The organism is Bradyrhizobium sp. STM 3557 (genome assembly GCF_045571465.1).
Taxonomy (GTDB): domain Bacteria; phylum Pseudomonadota; class Alphaproteobacteria; order Rhizobiales; family Xanthobacteraceae; genus Bradyrhizobium.
In genome coordinates this window covers 2,140,774-2,161,058 of sequence record NZ_CP120697.1, presented here as the reverse complement: position 1 = coordinate 2,161,058, position 20,285 = coordinate 2,140,774, and the positions used below count along the sequence as shown (strand labels likewise).

The window sequence follows — 20,285 nt, the reverse complement described above, 5'->3', positions numbered from 1 at the left end:
GGACCCATAACCACCGGCGCCGCTTGTGAGCGAAGAAAGATGATCCAAAGTCTTTCAAATAAAGACGGCCGCGACGTATGGGTCCCCGCTTTCGCGGGGACGACGGCTTTTGCTGCAGCACCCAGCTTGCTCTCAACAAGCAGCCCCCAATGACCGCCCCCCTCCGCTCCGGCCTGATCGCCGCCGTCGTCACGCTGATCCTCGACCAGGCATCCAAGCTCTGGCTGCTCAACATCTTCGACATCGCCCATCGCGCGCCGGTGCACGTGACGCCGTTCTTCGATCTCGTGCTGGCCTGGAACATCGGCATCAGCTTCGGCTGGCTGCAGAACGACAGCCAGATGGCCCAGCTCAGCCTGATGGCGATCAAGGCCATCGCCGTGGTGCTGCTCGCGATCTGGATGGCCCGCTCACAGACCGTACTGGCGACGGTCGCGCTCGGCATGATCATCGGCGGCGCGATCGGCAACGCCATCGACCGCCTCGCCTATGGCGCGGTGGTCGATTTCGCGCTGTTCCACATCGAGATCGGTGGGCAGAGCTACAATTGGTATGTGTTCAACATCGCGGACGTAGCCATCGTTGCCGGCGTGGCAGCCCTGCTGTATGATTCCTTCATTGGGGTACCCGCCGCAAAAGCGCCCTGATCCCGGTCGATACGACCTCGGTGATGCTAGGTCCAAAGCTTGCGAAGGGCCGACAAAGGGCTGAAAGCCCTCATGATTTTGATTTTTTCCATCAGCGGGCTATCTTTTCGGAAGTCCGGGACTGGACCGGTGAGGACAGGACAATCATGCGCAAAATCGACGTCGGCGGCTGGATGATGACGGGTTCTTCGAGGGCGATCGCGCGCACGGCGCGGCTCTCCGCCATTGCCCTTGGGATCGGCCTCTTGCTGGCATCCGGCGTTGCACGGGCCCAGGAGGATGATCAGGAGGACGACAAGACCTTCGAAGAGAAGATCATCGATAACATCATGCGCGGCATGGGGGCGACCAACATGGAAACCCCGAGCATCGAGTATCGCGAGCGTTCGCCCCTGGTCGTGCCGCCGAAGCTGGACCTGCCGCCCCCGTCGTCCGCGGCGCAGGCCGCCGCACCGAACTGGCCGAAGGACCCCGACGTGCAGCGCCGTGAGGCCGCGGCCGCGGCCCGGAAAAAAGAGAACAAGGACCCCGTCGAGGCGGCACGGCCGCTGACGCCCGCGGAGATGAAGGTCGGCAAGACCGCCAAGGCCAAGGCAACGGAACCGGTGCAGCCGGGCGTCACCAACAGCCCGATGCTGAGCCCCTCGCAACTCGGCTTCAAGGGCGGGCTGTTCGGCATGTTCAAGGGCAATGACAGCGAGAGCAAGCAGTTCACCTCCGAACCCGACCGGGAAACGCTGACCCAGCCGCCGGCCGGCTACCAGACGCCATCGCCGAACTACGCCTATGGCACCGGTCCGAAGGAGTCGCTGACCGCGAAGCAGTTCGACATCATGTCGGGCAAGGAAAAGTAACGCCGATTAAATATCGGCAACGATCCGCAACTGCCCGAATTGTGTGTTAACGATTTTGTCCGTCGTCTCGCGTCAGGAGTCTGTCTCCGCTTTGTGACGTAAGGACCCGTTGCGCGCGGTATAGGATGCCGGCGCTGTTCCCCGCTCGTTTGCCGGGACCTTTTACAAGGATCATGATGTCCTCTTTTCGGTTCGTCTCAGTCCTCGCCACCCTTCTATTCCTCGTCGCCCCTGTCGGCACGCCCGCGCAGACGACGTTCGCCTCCGAGCCCCCGGCCAGCTTCACGCTGCCGAACGGCATGCAGGTCGTGGTGATCCAGGATCACCGCACGCCGGTCGTCACCCAGATGATCTGGTACAAGGTCGGCTCTGCCGACGAGACGCCCGGCAGGTCCGGGCTCGCGCATTTCCTCGAGCACCTGATGTTCAAGGGCACGAACAAGCATCCGGCGGGCGAATTCTCGCAGACCGTGCTGAAGATCGGCGGCAACGAGAACGCCTTCACCTCGGTCGACTACACCGGCTACTTCCAGCGCGTGCCGCGCGACCAGCTCGGTAGAATGATGGAGTTCGAGGCCGACCGCATGACCGGCCTGGTGCTGAAGGACGAGAATGTGCTGCCGGAGCGGGATGTCGTGCTCGAAGAGTACAACATGCGCATCGCCAACAATCCGGAGGCGCGGCTCAGCGAGCAGATCATGGCCGCGCTCTACCTCAACCATCCCTACGGCCGCCCGATCATCGGCTGGCATCACGAGATCGAGAAGCTCACGCGCGAGGATGCGCTGGCCTTCTACAAGCGCTTCTACGCGCCGAACAACGCGATCCTGGTGATCGCGGGCGACACCGACGTGAACGAGATCCGCCCGATGGTCGAGCAGACCTATGGCAAGGTTCCCGCGCAGCCCGAGATCCCGGTCCGCCGCATCCGTCCGCAGGAGCCCGAGCCGGTCTCGCCGCGCACCGTGACGCTGGCCGATCCGCATGTCGAGCAGCCCTCGATGCGGCGCACCTATCTGGTGCCGTCCGCCACCACGGCGGCGCCGGGTGAATCCGCCGCGCTCGATGTGCTGGCGCAGCTGATGGGCGCCGGGAGCAACTCCTATCTGTATCGTGCGCTGGTGGTCGACAAGTCGCTCGCGGTCAGCGCCAACGCCTCCTATCAGGGCACCTCGCTCGATCCGACCCAGTTCTCGATCGGAGTTTCGCCGAAGCCGGGCGTCGAGTTCGCGCAGGTCGAAGCAGTCGTGGACAGCGTGATCGCCGAGATCGCGCAGAACCCGGTACCGGCCTCCGATCTCGAACGCGTCAAGACCCAGCTCGTCGCCGAGGCGATCTACGCCCAGGACAACCAGGCCACCATGGCGCGGTGGTATGGCGGGGGCCTCACGACTGGTCTCAGCATCGAGGACATCAGGAGCTGGCCCGACCGCATCCGTGCCGTTACCGCCGACCAGGTGCGCGCAGCCGCGCAGAAGTGGCTGGACAAGAAGCGCTCGGTCACCGGCTATCTCATCAAGGACAATTCCGCCAAGCGCGAGGAGAAGCGGTCGTGAATCATATCAGCATTGTCGCGCGCCGCATCGCCTGCGTCGCCGCCGTCAGCCTCGCCGCGCTTGCGGCTTCGCCGGCCGCCCATGCCGCGGCCAAGATCCAGCATCTGACCTCGCCCGGCGGCATCGAGGCGTGGTTCGTGCAGGATTCGACCGTGCCGCTGATCGCGATGGAATATGCCTTCGGCGGCGGCGCCACGCAGGATCCACCGGGCAAGCCGGGTGTCGGCAATCTCGTTGCCGATCTGCTCGACGAGGGCTCCGGCGACCTCGACTCCAAGACCTTCCATGAGCGGCTCGACCGCCGCGCCATCGAGCTCAGCTTCCAGGTTGCGCGCGACCAGTTCCGCGGCTCGCTGCGGATGCTGCGCGACAACAAGGACGAAGCCTTCGACCTGTTGCACATGGCGCTGACCTCGCCGCATTTCGACAGTGTCGATGTCGAGCGCATCCGCTCGCAGGTGATGTCGGGGCTGCGGCGCGACACCACCAATCCGGGCGCGCTGGCGGGGCGCAAATTTCTCGAGCTCGCCTATGGCGACCATCCCTACGGCCGGCCGTCCAACGGCACGCTGGAGAGTGTCCCGACCATCACGGTCGACGACCTCAAGGACTACGTACGCCACGTGCTGGCCAAGGATACGCTGAAGGTTGCCGTAGTCGGCGATGTCGATCCTGCCACGCTCGGCAAGCTGCTCGACAAGACCTTTGGCGACCTGCCCGCGAAGGCAAGTCTGACCCCGGTGCCGGACGTGGTGGCGGCCAAGCCGCCGCAGCAGGTTCTGGTCAATCTGGACGTGCCGCAGACCGTCATCACCTTCGGCGGCCCCGGCATCAGGCGCCACGATCCGAACTTCATGGCCGCCTATGTCGTGAACCACATCATCGGTGGCGGCGGCTTGTCGTCCCGGCTCTACAAGGAAGTTCGCGAGAAGCGCGGGCTCGCCTATTCGGTCTATGACGCGCTGTTGTGGATGGATCATTCGGCGCTGTTCATCGGCAACACCGGCACCCGAGCCGACCGGGCCGGCGAGACCATCGCGGCCGTCGAGAAAGAGATCAAGCGCATGGCCGAGCAAGGCCCGACCCAGCAGGAGCTGGACGAGGCCAAGTCTTACATCAACGGCTCGCAGATGCTGGCGCTCGACACCTCCTCGAAGCTCGCACAGGCCTTGCTGCAATATCAGCTCGACAAGATGCCGATCGACTACATCGAAAAGCGCGCCGAGATCGTCAATGCCGTGACGCTCGACCAGGCCAAGCAGGCGGCCAGGCAACTCTGGAGCCAGGGCCTCCTGACTGTCGTCGTCGGCCGCACGCCGACCACCGTCGCCCAGCCGGCCACCGCCACGGCGCCGGCCGTGAAGGCGGATTGATCCAGAGCCACCCGCCTGCGGGCGACACTTTGAAAGCTCATAAGAAGGCGCGGCAAAGCCGCGCCTTTTGCGAACCATAAGATTCCATCAAGTCTAGCTGATCTGTCCCGCCAGCACCTTCGAGACGAAGCGTGCGGTTGCTTCCCCGAGCTCCTGCGGCGCCTCCTCCTGCAGGAAATGCGATCCGTTGACCAAGACGGTCTGTTGATTGGGCCAGGCGCGGCAGAACTCGCGCTGTGCGCCGATCAGGAAGCCTGCGGGCTCGGCATCGATGAAGAGCTTTGGGATCTTACTCGACGACAGCCATTTGGCATAGGCGTCGACAATGGCGACCACGTCGGCAGGTTCGCCCGCAATCGGAAGATCCCTTGTCCAGCTCAACATCGGCTGCCGACTCGGTCCGGGAGTGCGGAAGTAACGGCGGTAGACCTCGATTGCCTCCGGCGCGATGTGGCGCAGCGGCAATAGATATTCGATGAACAGGTTCTTCTGCAGGATCAGGTCTTCGCCTTTGTCGCTGCGTTGCGCCTGGAAGAACGCCCGCGTCGCATCGGGCCATTCGTCCCAGGAGTGGAATGGACGAACGATACCTTCCATGTAGGCGATCGCCTTGACGCGCTCGGGGTGACGGCGCGCCCAATCGAAACCGAGCGCCGATCCCCAATCATGCACCACCAGGATGACGTTCCTGTCGAGTCCGAGCGCCTCGAACCAGGCGTCGAGATAGCGCCGATGATCGACGAAACGATAGGCGCCGTTGGGCGCCGCCCCTGAATTGCCCATCCCGACATAATCGGGGGCGAGGCAGCGGCCGTAGGGCAGGAGATGGGGAATGATGTTGCGCCACAGATAGGACGGCGTCGGGTTGCCGTGCAGGAACACAATCCGGTCGCCGGTGCCGACGTCGACATAGGCCATCGTGGTGTCGAGCACCGGAAGATATTTCCGATAGGAGATTTCTTCGGTCGAGATCGGGGGATGGTTGACGTGCAGCATGGAAAACTCCGTTGGCTGTCGCTGATGGCGGCGTGCTGGAGAGACCCCCGCATGCAGGACCCGGTCGGCGAGAGACATTGCGTTGCGCCTCGAGTGACTGCATCCTTTCAACACGTGTAAAAGGTTAATACTGGTGTTCTTGCTGTCAACCAGCAAAACGGATTAAATGGTGTGTCACAGGAGCTGACCCATTTCGAAAGACTCGCGCAAGTTCCAGGTGCCGGACGCGTTGGCCAATCTCTACGATTTCGCCAACACGTTAGACCTGCGTCACTTCGTGCATCATGGCGTCCAACACCAGCAGGCGGACGCCCTCGGCGATCCCTCGGCGCTCGGCGATTGGCTAAGCGCGCGTCGCCTGAGTGAGCGCGGCGCAATTCCCTCCCAAAAGGCATTCGAAGCTGCGCTTCGGCTCCGCAGCGCGATCCGTGATTATCTCAAATGCGATCCCGCGGAGCGCCGAAGCAAGCCGGCAATCCTCGATCCGCTCGACAAGGCGCTTCGATCCTTCCCGCTTCGGGTGAGCGCATCTGGCAAGGACGGGCTGAGACTTCAGCGCGCGGATACCGAGACCGAGGCACAGCCCGGCCTTTCGGCGATTGTCGCAGAGCTCTACGATAGTGCCTCGAACGGCACGCTCGACCGGCTGAAAATGTGCGCGGCGGAAGAATGTCAGCGGGTGTTTTATGATCGCTCCAAGCCGGGCACCCGGCGTTGGTGCCAGTCGACGCTTTGTGGCAACCGGATGAAGACACGCACCTACCGCGAGCGGCAGAAGCACGGTGGCCGGTGACGCCCGGAGAACTGTCGGACTGGTCCGGATGGGAGAAGAGGAGTCCAACACGGGTCGTGATCGCCCCCGCTCCCTAAATCAGACGCAAAAACTCAGCGCGGAAAGACCGATTTCGCAAGCGCCTTCAAGCTGATTTGCCCTGTCCAGCCCTCGCGCAAAAAATAAATCTCTTTCTTTTTTTCAGAAATAATGATTGTCTGTCGCCATCCCGCCTCGTTTAGAGGGGCGTTGCGCGCGATCGTCACGACACGTGAGGCGGGGATGCGGTGGACGTAAGGTGTCGCAGCATGCTTCTTTCTTGCGTGCGGACGAACGGCGCATCACGGACGTGAAATCGTGTGGTCCTGGCATCCCGGTGCTGATGCCCAGCGCAATGCGCCTCGCGCGTTGACGCGATACGGGGACAAACAAGCCGGTCCCCGGGGAGAGCGCGTATAAGCGTTAAAACCATCGCGCAGGGAATGCCGGATGTTCGGCTGACCTGTGGTGACTGCCGCCTGCTTTCTTGTTGCAGGCGGGCCATGGGTGCGGCCAGCGCCCGGCATTCCCTGCGCCCTCTCGCTCTTCGAGGGCCATGTCGATCGCAAGACTCGGGCGTGATCCGCCGCGGGAATGCGAGATCATGTCGAATGCTGTTTGAGATGTAAATCTGGATGCGACCCGCAAGGGCCGCCCTGCGAACTTCGTCATTGCGAGGAGCCGAAGGCGACGAAGCAATCCAGACTTGCTTTTTGATTCTGGATTGCTTCGCTTCGCTCGCAATGACGGAGGGAGCGAGGAACATTGTCGGGCGATCTTGGCAAAGCAGACCATGCATAAACCCGCTATGGTGCGCTCAGAATCCCTTCTGTTTGTGGTGCTCCCATGCTGCGGATCTCCCGCGACCTTACGATCGACGAGAACGATGTCGAGATCTCCTTTGTCCGCGCCTCCGGCCCTGGTGGGCAGAACGTCAACAAGCTCTCCACCTCGGCGCAGCTCCGCTTCGACGCCAGCCGGCTGGCCTTGCCCGAGGACGCCGCAGAGCGGTTGGCGCGGCTCGCCGGCCAGCGCATGACCAAGAACGGCGTGATCGTGATCCAGGCTGAGCGCTTCCGCACCCAGGAGCGCAACCGCGCTGACGCGATCGAGCGCCTGGTCACCTTGCTGCGCGAGGCCATGGTGCGGCCGAAACCGCGTCGCCCGACGCGGCCGACGCTCGGTTCCAAGCAGCGCCGGCTCGAAGGCAAGAAGCGCCGCGGCGACATCAAGGCCGGACGTGGGGCGCGGCGGTTTGATGATTAGGAAGGTAAGATCGATCCATTGACTAGATCGAGCTAGCGCGGCAGTGAAAATCCACCTCTCCCGCTTGCGGGTGGGGGAAGTCTATCAACACGGGCAGTATGCGTCGTCGCGCCCCCACCCCAACCCTCCCCCGCAAGCGGGAGAGGGAGCCCACCGCCTGCTGCGCAATAGCTCGCGATCAACAACCTCTCCTCGCAACGCCTTTTGTTCCTCCCTGAAACAGCCCGCTACTACCACCGCGGATTTGCTGCGACCTAGTCTCATGCGAAACGACGGGAGGGACGATGTCGGGGAGACCTGCAGCGGGACGACGCGGATTTGCGCTCGCGCTTGGGTGTTGCGGCGCGATGCTGCTCGCACACAGCGCTTTGGCGCAGATGCCCCTGCCCTCGCCCAAACCTGTCGATGGCGCGACGCTGTTCAAGCAGCAGTGCGGCACCTGCCACACCACGACGCTGTCCGAGCCGATACGGCAGGGCCCGCCGCTCAATGGCATCGTCGGCCGGCGCGCCGGCGGGTTCGAAAAATTCCACTACTCGCCCGGCTTCGCCAAGGCGGATTTCAGCTGGGACGACGCCAGGCTCGATGCCTGGCTGACCAATCCGCAAGAGGTGATCCCCGGCGCCGTGATGGCCTACCGGCAGGCCAAGCCGGAAGTTCGCACGGCGATCATCACGTATTTGAAGGAGTTACATTGAATGGCAAAACCCGTTCACTCCATGATCCGCGTGCGCGACGAAGCCAAGGCGCTCGACTTCTACAAGCGCGCCTTCGGCCTTGAAATCACCGATCACCTCAAGTTCGATGATTTCGCGCTGATCTATCTGCGCCACCCGTCCTCTCCGTTCGAGGTCGAGCTGACCGTCAATTACGATCGCAAGGAGCCCTACACGCTGGGCGACGGCTACGGCCATCTCGCCGTCGTCGTGGACGATCTCGATGCTGAGCATGCGCGCTTTACGCGCGAGCAGCTCTCGCCCGGACCCTTGCGCGATTTCAAGCATAACGGCGCGACGCTGGCGCGCTTCTTCTTCGTCTCCGATCCCGACGGCTACAAGATTGAGGTGATCCAACGCGGCGGCCGCTTCGGGTGAGGCTTTCAAAACAAATACGAACAACACATCAAATGGAGGAATGCCATGAGAGAAGTCGATCCACGCAACAAATATGACCGCCGCGTTTTCCTGAAGGGCGCGGCAGCCACGGTGCCGGCCGTCGCAGTCGCCAGCTCGACCGGGCTTGGCATCGGCGACGCCTGGGCCGAGGATGCGAAGGCCCTGTCGCCGGCGACGTTGAAGACGCTGGTCAAGGTCGCGCGCGACATCTACCCGCACGATATGCTTGTCGACCGCTACTACATCGCCGCGGTCAAGCCATGGGACGGCAAGGCCGCGGAAGACCCAGCGGTCAAGGCCATGATCAATGACGGCATTGCCCGGCTCGATTCTGATGCGCGCGACCGCCACCAGGTGCCCTATATCGAGGTGCCCTGGGAGACCGATCGCGTCGCGCTGCTGCACGGCATCGAGGAGACCAAATTCTTCAAGACCATCCGCGGCGACCTCGTGGTGTCGCTCTATAACCAGAAAGAGGTGTGGCCGAAATTCGGCTATGAGGGCTCCTCCGCGGAGCATGGCGGCTACATCAACCGCGGCTTTTCCGACATCGACTGGCTGCCGAAAGCCTGACGCACAACAACGAACAAGGATGCGGAGGAGACAATGGCAAAATTCGATCTGAACGATTCGGGCGTGGTCGTGATCATCGGCTCCGGTGCCGGCGGTGGCACGCTCGGCAACGAGCTCGCACAGAAGGGCATCAAGGTCGTGATCCTCGAGGCCGGCGACCGCTACGAGATTCCCGACTTCATCAACGACGAATGGGACAGTTTTACCCAGCTCGCCTGGAAGGACATGCGCACGACGTCAGGCACCTGGCGCGTCCACCACGATTTCCCCAATCTGCCGGCCTGGATCGTCAAGGCCGTCGGCGGCTCGACCGTACACTGGGCCGGCGCCTCGCTGCGCTTCGACGAGCACGAATTCAAGGCACGCACCACTTATGGCGCGGTGCCGGGCACGAGCCTGATGGACTGGCCGATCACGCTCGCCGAGATGGAGCCCTGGTACGCCAAGGCCGAGAACAAGATGGGTGTGACGCGCACCAACGGCATCCCCGGGCTGCCCGGCAACAATAATTTCAAAGTGATGGAAGCCGGCGCCAAACGGCTCGGCTACAAGACCGTGCACACCGGCAACATGGCGATCAACTCCGAGCCGCGCGATGGCCGCGGCGCGTGCCAGCAGATCGGCTTCTGTTTCCAGGGCTGCAAGTCCGGCGCCAAATGGTCGACGCTCTACACCGAGATCCCGAAGGGCGAGGCCACCGGCAATCTGGAAGTGCGGCCGAACAGCATGGCGATCAAGATCGAGCACGACGCTTCGGGCAAGGTCACCGGCGTGGTCTATGCCGACGGCAATGGCGCGATGCAATTGCAGAAGGCGCGCGTGGTCGCGGTCGCCGGCAACTCGATCGAGAGCCCGCGGCTGTTGCTCAACAGCGCCTCGAACATGTTCCCGGACGGGCTCGCCAACTCGTCCGGCCAGGTCGGCCGCAACTACATGCGGCACATGACGGGCAGCGTCTATGCGAGTTTCGAGCAGCCGGTGCACATGTATCGCGGCACCACGATGGCCGGCATCATCCGCGACGAAGCGGCACACAACCCGAAGCGCGGCTTCGTCGGCGGCTACGAGATGGAGACGCTGTCGCTCGGCCTGCCTTTCATGGCCGCGTTCCTCAATCCCGGCGCGTGGGGGCGCAACTTCACCGCCGCGATGGAAACCTATCCGCGCATGGCCGGCATGTGGCTGGTCGGCGAGGACATGCCGCAGGAGACCAACCACATCACGCTCGACCCGGCCGCCAAGGACAAGTTCGGCATGCCGGTGGCCTCAGTGCATTTCGACGACCACCCGAACGACGTCGCGATGCGCGCGCATGCCTACAAGCAGGGCGCGGCGGTCTATGAGGCGGTCGGCGCCACCGTGACCTATCCGACCACGCCCTATCCCTCGACGCACAATCTCGGCACCAACCGCATGAGCGAGAAGCCGAAGGACGGGGTCGTCAACAAATACGGCCAGACCCATGACATCAAGAACCTGTTCATCTCCGATGGCAGCCAATTCACCACCGGAGCCGCCTGCAATCCGACGCTGACCATCGTCTCGCTCGCAATTCGCCAAGCCGACACCATCGCCGGCATGATGCAGAAGAAGGAGATTTGATTGACGAAGCTGCGGCTGGCTCGCACCTCCCCCGCTTGCGGGGGAGGGACGCACTGCCGCAGGAATGGTCTGCTCGCCGCTACTCCGCCGCGTCCAGGATCGCAGCCGGGCCGTCGCTGAACGTCGGCACAGCCGCGCTCTTGGCGCGATAGATCAAACAGGAGCAGCGCAACAGTGAGGCGAAGTTCTTCACCTCGCCATGATGGTCGAGCACCTCATGATAGAGCGTGGTGAGGAACTTTGGCAGGCTCATGCCCTGCTTGGCCGCGATCTCCTCGAGCGTGTCCCAGAACGACAGCTCCAGCCGGATCGAGGTGCAGTGACCACCGATCCGCAAAGAGCGGGTCTGCGATTCATAATCGCGCTGAGGCTGGTGTGCGAACAGCTGGCACATGGGTTCCCTCCCGGCAGGGTCACGTTTTTAGAAAGGTTATACCCGGCGGCAGACCCTCACAATGGCGTTGGACAACCCGCCGATTCGCAGCTGCGGGCCGTGAAAACCGGTGCTCGCGACGCCATAATCGGAGTGAGCAGCGAGGCAGAATTCGCTGCATCCATTTACCGCCGCAGCGTCTACACTGGATGCTGTTTCCGAATCGTGCGCCCCGAGCCGCCATGCCCGTCCGCCAGCTTCCCGAACAGGTCGTCAACCGCATCGCCGCCGGCGAGGTGGTCGAACGTCCCGCCAGCGTGGTCAAGGAGCTGGTGGAGAACGCGATCGATGCCGGCGCCAGCCGGGTCAACATTTTCACCGACGGCGGCGGCCGGCGGAAGATCGCCATATCAGACGATGGCGCTGGCATGACGGCCGCCGATCTTGCGCTCGCGGTGGAGCGCCACGCCACCTCGAAGCTCGACGACGAGGACCTGCTGGAGATCAGAACGCTCGGCTTCCGCGGCGAGGCGCTGCCCTCGATCGGCTCGGTGGCGCGGTTGTCCATCACCACGCGCCACAAGAGCGAGCCGCATGCCTGGACGCTGTCGGTCGACGGCGGCGTCAAATCATCCGTCGTGCCGGCGGCGCTGAACCACGGCACCCGCGTCGAGGTCGCCGACCTCTTCCACGCGACGCCGGCGCGGCTGAAATTCCTCAAGACCGACCGCACCGAGGCCGAAGCGATCCGCGAGGTGGTGCGGCGGCTGGCGATGGCGCGGCCGGATATCGCCTTCACGCTCGCCGGCGAGGAGCGCGCGCCGGTGACCTGGGCCGCGGCGCTGCCGGGCGCGCCCGGCCAGCTGACCCGGCTCGGCGACATCTTGGGTGCGGACTTCCGCGCACACGCCATCGATGTCCGTAGCGAGCGCGATGGTGTGATCATCGAGGGCTTTGCCGCCGCGCCGGCGCTGACCCGCGCCAACGCGCTCGGGCAATATCTGTTCGTCAACGGCCGCCCGGTGCGCGACAAGCTGATCCTGGGCGCGGTGCGCGCCGCCTATGCCGACTACCTGCCGCGCGACCGTCACCCGGTGGTGGCGCTGTTCGTGACGCTCGATCCGCGCGAGGTCGACGCCAATGTGCACCCCGCAAAGACCGAGGTGCGCTTCCGCAATGCCGGGCTGGTCCGTGCGCTGGTCGTGCATGCGCTGAAAGAGGGATTGGCGCGCGAGGGCCGGCGCACCGTGGCCAATGATGGCGGCGCCACCATCGCCGCGTTCCGCCCGGCCATGACCCCGCCGCGGCCACATCTTGGTGCTGCGAACTGGGACTGGCGGCGCTCGCCGTCATTCCCGGTCAGCCCGATGCCGATATTCGAAGGCACTGCGGCGCCCGCGTTTGCCGAACAGACGCAGGCCGCGTTCGATGTCGGCACGCCGACTGCGGATGTGCGGCTGCACGAGCAGCCGGCGCCGTCAGACCTGCTCGATCGTCCGCTGGGCGCGGCGCGCACGCAGATCCACGACACCTACATCGTGTCGCAGACCCGCGACGGCCTCGTCATCGTCGACCAGCATGCCGCGCATGAGCGCATCGTCTATGAGCGGCTGAAGGCTTCGCTCGCCGCGCATGGCGTGCAGCGGCAGATCCTCTTGATCCCCGAGATCGTCGAGCTTGATGACGCGACCGTCGAGGCGCTGCTGGCGCGCGCCGAGGAGCTGGCGACGTTCGGCCTCGCGATCGAATCCTTCGGTCCCGGGGCCGTCGCGGTGCGCGAGACCCCGTCGCTGCTCGGCAAGATCAATGCGGCGGCGCTCTTACGCGATCTCGCCGAGCACATGGAGGAATGGGGCGAGGCGCTACCGCTGGAGCGCAAGCTGATGCATGTCGCCGCCACCATGGCCTGCCACGGCTCGGTGCGCGCCGGCCGCCGCCTCAAGCCGGAGGAGATGAACGCGCTCCTGCGCGAAATGGAGGACACGCCCAATTCCGGCCAGTGCAATCATGGCCGGCCGACCTATGTCGAGCTGAAGCTCGCGGATGTAGAGAAGCTGTTCGGCCGGAGGTGAGACGGCGAGAGCGGAGCTCGCGCCACAACAAAGGTGTCGTCCCGGCGAACGCCGGGACCCATACGCCGCGGCAGTCATGAGTCCGCAGGCGAAATAACAAGCAGATCGCGTACCAACGTGATCCTGTGGTTATGGGTCCCGGCTCAAAGGCCGGGACGACGGCGTGCTTGTGGTTCAAGCTCGCAAGAACACAAATTCCGTGTCGTCATAGGCACGGCGTTCCAGCTCCGTGAAACCCTCGGGCGCCTTGAACGCGGCGGCGGTCGCCTCCTCGACGACGAGCAGCGCCGATGGGACGAGCCAGCTGCCGTCACGCAGCGAGACGAGCGCCTTCTCGGCGAAGCCCCGCCCATAAGGCGGATCGGCAAACACCAGCGAGAACGGCTCGACCGGATGCGCCGGGCCTAAGTTGGTAGCATCGCGGCGATAGACCTTGGTGACGCCGCCCAGGCCGAGCGCCTCGACATTGTTGCGCAGCAGCGCCCGCGCCTCGGCGCCATTGTCGACGAACAGCGTGAACGCCGCGCCGCGCGACACGGCTTCGATGCCGAGCGCGCCGGTGCCGGCAAAGAGGTCCAGCACCCGCGCACCCTCGATCGGATTGTCGTAAGCGTGGAGGAGGATGTTGAACAACGACTCGCGCAGCCGATCCTGTGTCGGCCGGATCTCGCGCGAGCTAGGCGATGCGATGTTGCGCCCCCTCAGCCGCCCGCCGACGACGCGCATTACGCAACTCTCGCCACACGATCGGTGAGCCCTCCTCCCCCTTGCGGGGAGGGGTCGGGGGTGGGGGTGCCACAAAGAATAACCTCTCGTGCGGTACCCCCCTCCCCGACCCTCCCCCGCAAGGGGGGAGGGAGCGCAGGGAGCCTTTGCTGAGCTGGGATGACGAGGTGACGCACGACGTCGAACCTAACTACTTACTCATCGCGCGGCGCGAGGTCGCGCTTGCCGTGATAGCCGCGCTTGGGCCGCCGCGGCGGGCCGGGAAAGCGTGCTTCCGCCTCGTGACGGGCGCGAGCCTCCTCGCTGCCGGTCCGCTGCACCAGCACGCGGCGTCCCTTGCGGTCGGCCACGACCTCGCGCTTCGGCTTGGGCTTGGGAGCCGGCAATTGCTCACGCCCCGATTTGCTGTCCGGTGCGGGGCCGAAATCGGCACCGGCCTGTGCGATCACCTTCTCGCCGAGCTGCTCGCGCAGCACCCGCGTCTTGATCTCCTGCACCTCGCCCTCAGCAAGCTCGCCGAGTTGGAACGGCCCATAGGAGACGCGGATCAGCCGATTCACCTCAAGGCCGAGATGGCCCAACACATTGCGCACCTCGCGGTTCTTGCCCTCGCGGATCGCAACCACCAGCCAGACATTGGCGCCCTGGTCGCGCTCGAGCGTCGCCTCGATCGGCCCGTATTTGACGCCGTCGACCTCGACGCCCGCGGCGAGTTGGTCGAGCTGCGCCTGCGTCACCTCGCCATGGGCGCGAACGCGATAGCGCCGCAGCCAGCCGGTGTCGGGCAGCTCCAGCACGCGTGCCAGGCCGCCATCATTGGTCAGCAGGAGCAGGCCCTCGGTATTGAAATCGAGCCGGCCGATCGAGATCAGCCGCGGCAGGCCTTCGGGCAGATGATCGAACACCGTCGGCCGCCCCTCGGGATCGGCATGCGTCGTCATCAGCCCGCGGGGCTTGTGATAGAGGAACAGCCGCGTGCGCTCGCGCTCCGGCAAGGGCGCGCCGTCGACCGTGATGACGTCGTTCTCGGTGACATCCAGCGCCGGCGAGTTGATGACGCGGCCATTCACGCTGACGCGACCCTGCGTGATCATTTCCTCGGCATCGCGGCGCGAGGCGAGGCCCGCCCGCGCGACGACCTTGGCGATGCGCTCGCCGATCTTGCCCGGCTTCGGCGCCTCGTCCGCTATCGTCCGCTTGCCGCGCTTGTCGGCATCTGGCTTGCGCTCGCGATAGAGGCCGCGGCCGCCAAACGCCGGACGCTTGGCGAAGATCCCGCTGTCGTCCTCATTCTCGCGGCGCGGCCGATCGGAGAAACGGCCTTCGCTGCGCGGATGCTCGTGCCAATCACCGCCGCCACGTTCGCGCCGGTTCTCGCCGGAGCGCTCGAAGCGCGGCCGGCCGAATTTGGGACGATCCTCCTGACCGCGATCCTCACGAGGCTTGCGGAAACGCGGCCGTTCGCCGCGCTCATCATCACGCTGGAAGCGGGACGCCTTGTCGCGGCCCTGCCATGGCTTCCCGTCGCTGCGATCGCGCGGCTCGAACTCCTTGCGCGGACCCTTGCCGAATGCCTTGCGCGGTCCGCGATCGTCCTTGCGGAATCCCTCGCCACGGCTCCGCGCGGGACGATCCTCGTCGAACCGCTTGCGGGGGAAGCGATCGCTGCCGCGATCCTCGCGCGGGCCGCGCTTGAAGCCGCCACGCTCCTCGCGATCCTCTCGCTTGCGGAAGCTGCGCTCTCCGCCCTCCTCGCGACGAGACTTCGCGCGAAAGCCCTCGTCGCGGCCACGATCGGAACGGAGACCGCGTTCCTCGTGGCGGCGCGCTGGGCGCGCGCCCTCTGCGTCGCGCCGGCGAAAGCCCGGCTCCTCGCGGTCGTCGCGCTTGCGGAAGCTGCGCTCGCCGCCCTCCTCGCGGCGCGGCGGCCGCCGCTCGCCATCGCGCTTGCCGCCAAACTCCTTCTTCGGCCCGAAGTCCTTCTTGGGACCGTAGCTGCGCTTGGCGGCCCCTGCCCCACGCGCTGGCGCGGAACGGCCCTTGCCGCTGGACGGCCGGCCGCGCCGATCGCGCGACGAGGCGTTGTCTTTGTCGGAGTGCCGGGGCATGAAGGGCTCGCTTAGGTCGGGAGGTCACAAAGGCATGTGCGCCTGTCCAGGCGCGCCAAACCGGGGTTCACTTTTGCTGAAGGCCGATCCAGTAGCAGAGTTGTCGGGGCAATACGAGCCATGAACGCACCGTCTTTCATGCATTTGGCGTTAAAAGCGGCCGAATCGGCCGGAACTTCCGGCGAGGTCCCGATCGGCTGCGTCGTGGTCCGGGACAATGAGGTGATCGCCACCGCGGCCAACCGAACCCTGACCGATCGCGACCCCACCGCCCATGCCGAGTTGCTGGCACTGCGACAGGCCGCTCAGGTGATCGGCAGCGAGCGGCTGGTCGATTGCGACCTCTACGTCACCCTGGAGCCCTGCACCATGTGTGCTGGCGGCATCTCGTTCGCGCGCATCCGAAGGCTCTATTACGGCGCGGCCGATCCCAAGGGCGGCGCGGTGGACTCCGGCGTGCGCTTCTTCGCGCAGCCGACCTGCCATCACGCGCCCGAGGTTTATTCCGCGGTGGGTGAGCAGGAGGCGGCGACGCTGTTGAGGCAATTTTTCAAGGCGAGGCGGTGACCAAGTGCACCGCCGTCATTGCCAGGAGCGACAGCGACGAAGCAATCCAGAATCCTGCTGTAGCTCCTGGATTGCTTCGCGTCGCTCGCAATGACGGAGTGCTCATCCCTCCACAAAAAACTCGCGCAGCAGCTTCGCCGTTTCCGCCGGATTCTCCTCGGTGAGGAAATGTCCGGAATCGACCGGCGCGCCGCGCACGTTGGTCGCCCATTTCTTCCATGTGTCGAGCGGCGTCGCGGCGGCACTGGCGATGCCGGCACTGCCCCAGAGCGCCAGCATCGGGATCGTGATCTTCTTGCCGGCTTCGAAGTCCGCCTTGTCGATCTCGTAGTCGGCATAGGCGCCGGCGCGATAATCTTCGCACATCGCATGGATGCGGGCGGGATCGCGGAACGGCGCCAGGTAATGCTCCAGCGCACGCGGGTCCATCGCCGCGAGCGTCTTCGCCTTGGTCTGGCTCGCCATCTTGTGCTTCAGGAAGAATTCGCCGGCGCCGGCAATCAAGGTTTCCGGCAACGGCGCCGGCTGCGCCAGGAAGGTCCAATGATAGATCTTCAGCGCATAAGCGCGGTTCATGCGCTCCCAATAATCATAGGTCGGCAGGATATCGAGCACCGCGAGCTTCGACAGCCGGCCAGGATGATCGAGCGCCAACCGATATGAGACGCGGCCTCCGCGATCGTGCCCGGCCAGCGCAAAATGCACATGGCCGAGCTGCTCCATCGCCTCGACCATGGTCTTGACCATCGCGCGCTTGGTGTAGGGCGTGTGCTCCTTATCGCTCTCCGGCATGTCGGACCAGCCATAGCCCGGCAGGTCGGCAATAATCAGCGTGAACTTGTCGGCCAGCGCCGGCGCCACCGGATGCCACATCACATGGGTCGAGGAGAAGCCGTGCAACAAGAGCAGCGGCGGGCCGTTGCCGCCAACGCGGGCGAAGATACGGCCAGACGAGGTATTGATCCATTTGGAGTCGTAGCCGGGAAACAAGTCGGCCAGATCAGGCATGGTGTTGTTCCTCTGATCGCCCAGCCATTGAATGTCCCAGCATATACCAAGGTGAAGCTGCGAACGAAACCTCGCGAACGCGCCGTTCAGCCGCGCGCGGCGCGAAACATGAGGCGAACCGGCAGCACACTGACGCCGCTGATGAAAGCCGATTGGACGCGGCGCGCCCGGCCTGCCGCCACGATCCGTTCGGTCCGGCGCAACAACTCGGAGAGCAGCGCGCGCATCTCCATCCGCGCCAGATGAAGCCCCATGCAGATGTGCGCACCGCGGCCGAATGCGATATGCGGGTTCGGCTTGCGATCGATCATGAATGCCTTGGCGTTGTCGAACACCGTCTCATCCCGATTGCCGGAATGGAAAAACAGCGCCAGAGCCTCGCCGGAGCGGATCGGCTGGCCGTTGAGCTCCGTATCGCACGTGGCGGTGCGCATGAAGTGACGCACCGGCGAGGTCCAGCGCAGCATCTCTTCGATCGCAGAATCGAGCAGTTCCGGCTGCTCGCGCAGACGCGCGAGCTGATCAGGATGCGCGAGCAGCGCCTCGAGCCCGCCCGACAACGCCAGCGCCGTGGTGTCGTGGCCGGCCGTCACCATGAGAATGAAGAAGGAGATAAGCTCATAATGCGGCATTGGTGCGCCATGCGGCGTCGCATTGGCGATCAGGCTGGCGAGGTCGTCGCTTGGCTGCGCGCGCCGGTCGGCTGCGACCGCCTCGAAATAGTCGCGTAAGTGGAGCATGGCCATGCGGATGGCATCGCCCGGCACCTGCGCCATCCGGCGCAGCGGATCCTCCGCGCCGACAAAGCCCTGGGCGAGGCGCGCAAGCCGGGCGTCGTCCGAGCGAGGCGTTCCCAGCATGCGACCGATGACGCGAAACGTGAAAGGCACCGCGACATCGCGCGCGAAGTCGCATAGGTCGTTGCGCGCCGCGATCTCATCGATGATCTCACTGGCCCACTCCGCGAGCCAAGCCTCCAGCGCGCGCAAGGCCGGAGGCGAGAACGCCGCCTGAATGACAGCACGATAGGCCGCGTGATCCGGCGGATCCATCTCGGTCAGGCTGCGCACGACCTGCGGCTTGCCGGTGACCCGTTGCAGCACCGCTTCGGACACCTCGCTCGCAAGATAGGTCCGCGATCCCGCAGCGAAGTCCCGGCTGCGCATTTCCACGGCAATGATGTCCGCGTGCCGCACCACCGCGCGGAAAGGACGCAGGCCCGGTCGCTCCACCCAATGCAGCGGGGAATGCCGGCGCAGCAGTGCGGAGGCGCGGTGCAACCGGTCAGGACGAGCGTAGCTCTGGGGCGTGATCAGGGTGGTGACGGCCCGCTCGATCGCGGCACTTTGCCGGTCGGTCCGTTGCTGTCGCGACGCCTTGTCCACCGACACCGACCTATTGTTGCAACGTATTCGGTGCGGCAGCGGCATCGCAACGGACCAGCAGAGTAAATTCCTTCATACCGTAGTTGCTGATCAGCTCGACCCTGCATTGCAGCTCGATCTCGCAAAATCGCATCCAAGGCTCCGGCGTGGTTCGATACAGCCGGGTCACGCCGCTCTCGTCATCCGCCTCCTCCGGTCCTGCCATCATGAAATTGACTGCAAAGCCCCGTCGGCTGCTTTCGCGCATCTGCCGCAGCATGGATCTAACGAACGTCTCCCAATCCTGCCGCGAATAGCCGACATTGACGTTCATGATGCCGCTGGCGACCGAGTAATCGGCAATGCGGGGGCTCTTCGCGCCCACGATGAAGCGGCGCTGCGGCCCGGCAAAGCGGCGCCGCGCCCGACCGATCATGGCACGGGACAAGTCAATACCGAGATAGTCGACCTCGCAGCCGGAATGACGTGCGCTCAGGAAAGGCACCAGCGCGCCGTAGCCGCAGCCGAGATCATTCAGGCTGAACGGCTTAGTGAAATCGCACAGCTTGAGCAGCTGTACAAAGCGGAGCGCCTGCGTCGCCTGACAGGACCAATCGACGCCGAGCGGCGTCGCACCATGACGTGCGACCCGCGCGGTGTAGTAGGCATCGACGTCTGAGCCGATCGCGCCGAGCAGCGCGTCGCGTTTGGCGCCGCTGCCCGCGGGCGCGCTCATTTCTTGCTGCGCTTTTCCACCCGCCTGACCCGCGCGGTCTCGGCGGCCTGCTTGCGCGCCTCGCGGCCCGGCGTCGTCGGAATGGAAACCATCACGTGGGTGTCCAGCGAAAACACCACCGGCCGGCCTTCCGACACGGTCACCCGCGGGTCGTCGGCGGCCGCATGACAGACGATCGAAATCGGGAGCGGCTTCTCGGATTCCAGATTGTCCTGGAAGGCCTTGATGACGCGATCATGACCATTCACGTTGGAGAGGTCGGATGAGTAGGTCTTGAGAAATTCGAGGAATTTGTACCAGCGCCGCCGCTCCGACCAGTCGGCTGGGACGATTCCCAGCAATGCGAAGGATTGCTGCAGACTGTGCCGGAGGGAAAACACTCCAAATTCACGTTGCAGCTCAACCATTTCGGCCAAAGCATCAGAGTCGAAACGCTTGTTGAGCTGCACGACAATATCAAGTGTCGTGCTGTCCTTGATCATTGCTCCCATCGATTATCTCCCAATCAATTGGTCATCATAAACAACGGTATTCTGCT

Annotated in this window: 20 protein-coding genes; 12 read left to right on the top strand and 8 right to left on the bottom strand. The window is 64.6% G+C overall.

Annotation, left to right across the window (positions count from 1 at the left end):
* Positions 1-149 precede the first annotated feature (149 nt).
* From lspA to P6U24_RS09675, 4 genes are all read left to right on the top strand, one after another.
* Positions 150-647: a signal peptidase II gene (lspA, locus tag P6U24_RS09690; RefSeq protein WP_407158902.1), complete on the top strand. Its 498-nt coding sequence runs from the start codon at positions 150-152 to the stop codon at positions 645-647.
* Positions 648-793: 146 nt separating this feature from the next.
* Positions 794-1,501, top strand: coding sequence for a hypothetical protein (locus tag P6U24_RS09685; protein ID WP_407158901.1), 708 nt, complete (start codon positions 794-796; stop codon positions 1,499-1,501).
* Positions 1,502-1,677: 176 nt separating this feature from the next.
* Positions 1,678-3,057, top strand: coding sequence for a M16 family metallopeptidase (locus P6U24_RS09680; RefSeq protein ID WP_407158900.1), 1,380 nt, complete (start codon positions 1,678-1,680; stop codon positions 3,055-3,057).
* 5 nt (positions 3,058-3,062) lie between these two features.
* Positions 3,063-4,430: a M16 family metallopeptidase gene (locus P6U24_RS09675; protein WP_407160409.1), complete on the top strand. Its 1,368-nt coding sequence runs from the start codon at positions 3,063-3,065 to the stop codon at positions 4,428-4,430.
* Positions 4,431-4,523: 93 nt separating this feature from the next.
* On the opposite strand, the gene P6U24_RS09670 is transcribed toward P6U24_RS09675, so the two are convergent.
* Positions 4,524-5,426: a haloalkane dehalogenase gene (locus P6U24_RS09670; protein ID WP_407158899.1), complete on the bottom strand. Its 903-nt coding sequence runs from the start codon at positions 5,424-5,426 to the stop codon at positions 4,524-4,526.
* 217 nt (positions 5,427-5,643) lie between these two features.
* On the opposite strand from P6U24_RS09670, the gene P6U24_RS09665 reads away from it, so the two are divergent.
* The 6 genes from P6U24_RS09665 (at position 5,644) to P6U24_RS09640 (ending at position 10,793) form a co-directional block, all read left to right on the top strand.
* On the top strand, positions 5,644-6,219 hold the full coding sequence (locus P6U24_RS09665; RefSeq protein WP_407158898.1) for a CGNR zinc finger domain-containing protein: 576 nt from the start codon (positions 5,644-5,646) through the stop codon (positions 6,217-6,219).
* Between the two features lie 864 nt (positions 6,220-7,083).
* Positions 7,084-7,503: an alternative ribosome rescue aminoacyl-tRNA hydrolase ArfB gene (gene arfB / locus P6U24_RS09660; RefSeq protein WP_407158897.1), complete on the top strand. Its 420-nt coding sequence runs from the start codon at positions 7,084-7,086 to the stop codon at positions 7,501-7,503.
* 377 nt (positions 7,504-7,880) lie between these two features.
* Complete coding sequence (locus P6U24_RS09655; protein WP_407160408.1) at positions 7,881-8,201, top strand: c-type cytochrome; 321 nt, start codon at positions 7,881-7,883, stop codon at positions 8,199-8,201.
* Positions 8,202-8,597 carry a VOC family protein gene (locus P6U24_RS09650; protein WP_407158896.1) on the top strand — a complete coding sequence of 132 codons (396 nt, stop codon included), beginning with the start codon at positions 8,202-8,204 and terminating at the stop codon, positions 8,595-8,597.
* Between the two features lie 45 nt (positions 8,598-8,642).
* Entirely contained in the window at positions 8,643-9,191 is a 549-nt protein-coding gene (locus P6U24_RS09645; protein ID WP_407158895.1) for a gluconate 2-dehydrogenase subunit 3 family protein, read from the top strand.
* Positions 9,192-9,224: 33 nt separating this feature from the next.
* The gene (locus tag P6U24_RS09640; protein WP_407158894.1) at positions 9,225-10,793 is read left to right on the top strand and encodes a GMC family oxidoreductase; all 1,569 of its coding nucleotides are present in this window, start codon (positions 9,225-9,227) and stop codon (positions 10,791-10,793) included.
* A 79-nt stretch (positions 10,794-10,872) separates the two neighbouring features.
* On the opposite strand, the gene P6U24_RS09635 is transcribed toward P6U24_RS09640, so the two are convergent.
* A complete protein-coding gene (locus P6U24_RS09635) occupies positions 10,873-11,187 on the bottom strand; it encodes a ribbon-helix-helix domain-containing protein (RefSeq protein ID WP_407158893.1) in 315 nt (104 codons plus the stop codon).
* Between the two features lie 221 nt (positions 11,188-11,408).
* Between P6U24_RS09635 and mutL the strand changes: the two genes are divergently transcribed.
* Positions 11,409-13,238: a DNA mismatch repair endonuclease MutL gene (mutL, locus tag P6U24_RS09630; RefSeq protein ID WP_407158892.1), complete on the top strand. Its 1,830-nt coding sequence runs from the start codon at positions 11,409-11,411 to the stop codon at positions 13,236-13,238.
* Positions 13,239-13,412: 174 nt separating this feature from the next.
* On the opposite strand, the gene rsmD is transcribed toward mutL, so the two are convergent.
* Complete coding sequence (gene rsmD, locus P6U24_RS09625; protein ID WP_407158891.1) at positions 13,413-13,964, bottom strand: 16S rRNA (guanine(966)-N(2))-methyltransferase RsmD; 552 nt, start codon at positions 13,962-13,964, stop codon at positions 13,413-13,415.
* Positions 13,965-14,158: 194 nt separating this feature from the next.
* Positions 14,159-16,072 carry a pseudouridine synthase gene (locus tag P6U24_RS09620; RefSeq protein ID WP_407158890.1) on the bottom strand — a complete coding sequence of 638 codons (1,914 nt, stop codon included), beginning with the start codon at positions 16,070-16,072 and terminating at the stop codon, positions 14,159-14,161.
* 120 nt (positions 16,073-16,192) lie between these two features.
* Here P6U24_RS09620 and P6U24_RS09615 point away from each other — a divergent pair, with 120 nt between their 5' ends.
* Positions 16,193-16,639 (top strand): nucleoside deaminase, encoded by a 447-nt coding sequence (locus P6U24_RS09615; RefSeq protein ID WP_407158889.1) that lies wholly within the window; start codon positions 16,193-16,195, stop codon positions 16,637-16,639.
* Between the two features lie 102 nt (positions 16,640-16,741).
* Here P6U24_RS09615 and P6U24_RS09610 read toward each other — a convergent pair whose 3' ends face one another.
* The 4 genes from P6U24_RS09610 to P6U24_RS09595 all read right to left on the bottom strand — a co-directional run bounded on the left by P6U24_RS09610 (position 16,742) and on the right by P6U24_RS09595 (position 20,238).
* Complete coding sequence (locus tag P6U24_RS09610; protein ID WP_407158888.1) at positions 16,742-17,647, bottom strand: alpha/beta fold hydrolase; 906 nt, start codon at positions 17,645-17,647, stop codon at positions 16,742-16,744.
* A gap of 86 nt (positions 17,648-17,733) precedes the next feature.
* Positions 17,734-19,038: a cytochrome P450 gene (locus tag P6U24_RS09605; RefSeq protein ID WP_407158887.1), complete on the bottom strand. Its 1,305-nt coding sequence runs from the start codon at positions 19,036-19,038 to the stop codon at positions 17,734-17,736.
* Between the two features lie 4 nt (positions 19,039-19,042).
* Positions 19,043-19,747 (bottom strand): class I SAM-dependent methyltransferase, encoded by a 705-nt coding sequence (locus P6U24_RS09600; protein ID WP_407158886.1) that lies wholly within the window; start codon positions 19,745-19,747, stop codon positions 19,043-19,045.
* Entirely contained in the window at positions 19,744-20,238 is a 495-nt protein-coding gene (locus P6U24_RS09595) for a hypothetical protein (protein WP_407158885.1), read from the bottom strand. Before P6U24_RS09595 ends, P6U24_RS09600 begins: the two co-directional genes overlap by 4 nt.
* Positions 20,239-20,285 lie beyond the last annotated feature (47 nt).

Coding starts and splice junctions, on each gene's coding strand:
- lspA (WP_407158902.1), top strand. CDS start 150: ATGACCGCCCCCCTCCGCTCCGGCCTGATCGCCGCCGTCGTCACGCTG.
- P6U24_RS09685 (WP_407158901.1), top strand. CDS start 794: ATGCGCAAAATCGACGTCGGCGGCTGGATGATGACGGGTTCTTCGAGG.
- P6U24_RS09680 (WP_407158900.1), top strand. CDS start 1,678: ATGTCCTCTTTTCGGTTCGTCTCAGTCCTCGCCACCCTTCTATTCCTC.
- P6U24_RS09670 (WP_407158899.1), bottom strand. CDS start 5,426: ATGCTGCACGTCAACCATCCCCCGATCTCGACCGAAGAAATCTCCTAT.
- arfB (WP_407158897.1), top strand. CDS start 7,084: ATGCTGCGGATCTCCCGCGACCTTACGATCGACGAGAACGATGTCGAG.
- P6U24_RS09655 (WP_407160408.1), top strand. CDS start 7,881: ATGCCCCTGCCCTCGCCCAAACCTGTCGATGGCGCGACGCTGTTCAAG.
- P6U24_RS09650 (WP_407158896.1), top strand. CDS start 8,202: ATGGCAAAACCCGTTCACTCCATGATCCGCGTGCGCGACGAAGCCAAG.
- P6U24_RS09645 (WP_407158895.1), top strand. CDS start 8,643: ATGAGAGAAGTCGATCCACGCAACAAATATGACCGCCGCGTTTTCCTG.
- P6U24_RS09640 (WP_407158894.1), top strand. CDS start 9,225: ATGGCAAAATTCGATCTGAACGATTCGGGCGTGGTCGTGATCATCGGC.
- P6U24_RS09635 (WP_407158893.1), bottom strand. CDS start 11,187: ATGTGCCAGCTGTTCGCACACCAGCCTCAGCGCGATTATGAATCGCAG.
- mutL (WP_407158892.1), top strand. CDS start 11,409: ATGCCCGTCCGCCAGCTTCCCGAACAGGTCGTCAACCGCATCGCCGCC.
- rsmD (WP_407158891.1), bottom strand. CDS start 13,964: ATGCGCGTCGTCGGCGGGCGGCTGAGGGGGCGCAACATCGCATCGCCT.
- P6U24_RS09620 (WP_407158890.1), bottom strand. CDS start 16,072: ATGCCCCGGCACTCCGACAAAGACAACGCCTCGTCGCGCGATCGGCGC.
- P6U24_RS09615 (WP_407158889.1), top strand. CDS start 16,193: ATGAACGCACCGTCTTTCATGCATTTGGCGTTAAAAGCGGCCGAATCG.
- P6U24_RS09610 (WP_407158888.1), bottom strand. CDS start 17,647: ATGCCTGATCTGGCCGACTTGTTTCCCGGCTACGACTCCAAATGGATC.
- P6U24_RS09600 (WP_407158886.1), bottom strand. CDS start 19,747: ATGAGCGCGCCCGCGGGCAGCGGCGCCAAACGCGACGCGCTGCTCGGC.
- P6U24_RS09595 (WP_407158885.1), bottom strand. CDS start 20,238: ATGGGAGCAATGATCAAGGACAGCACGACACTTGATATTGTCGTGCAG.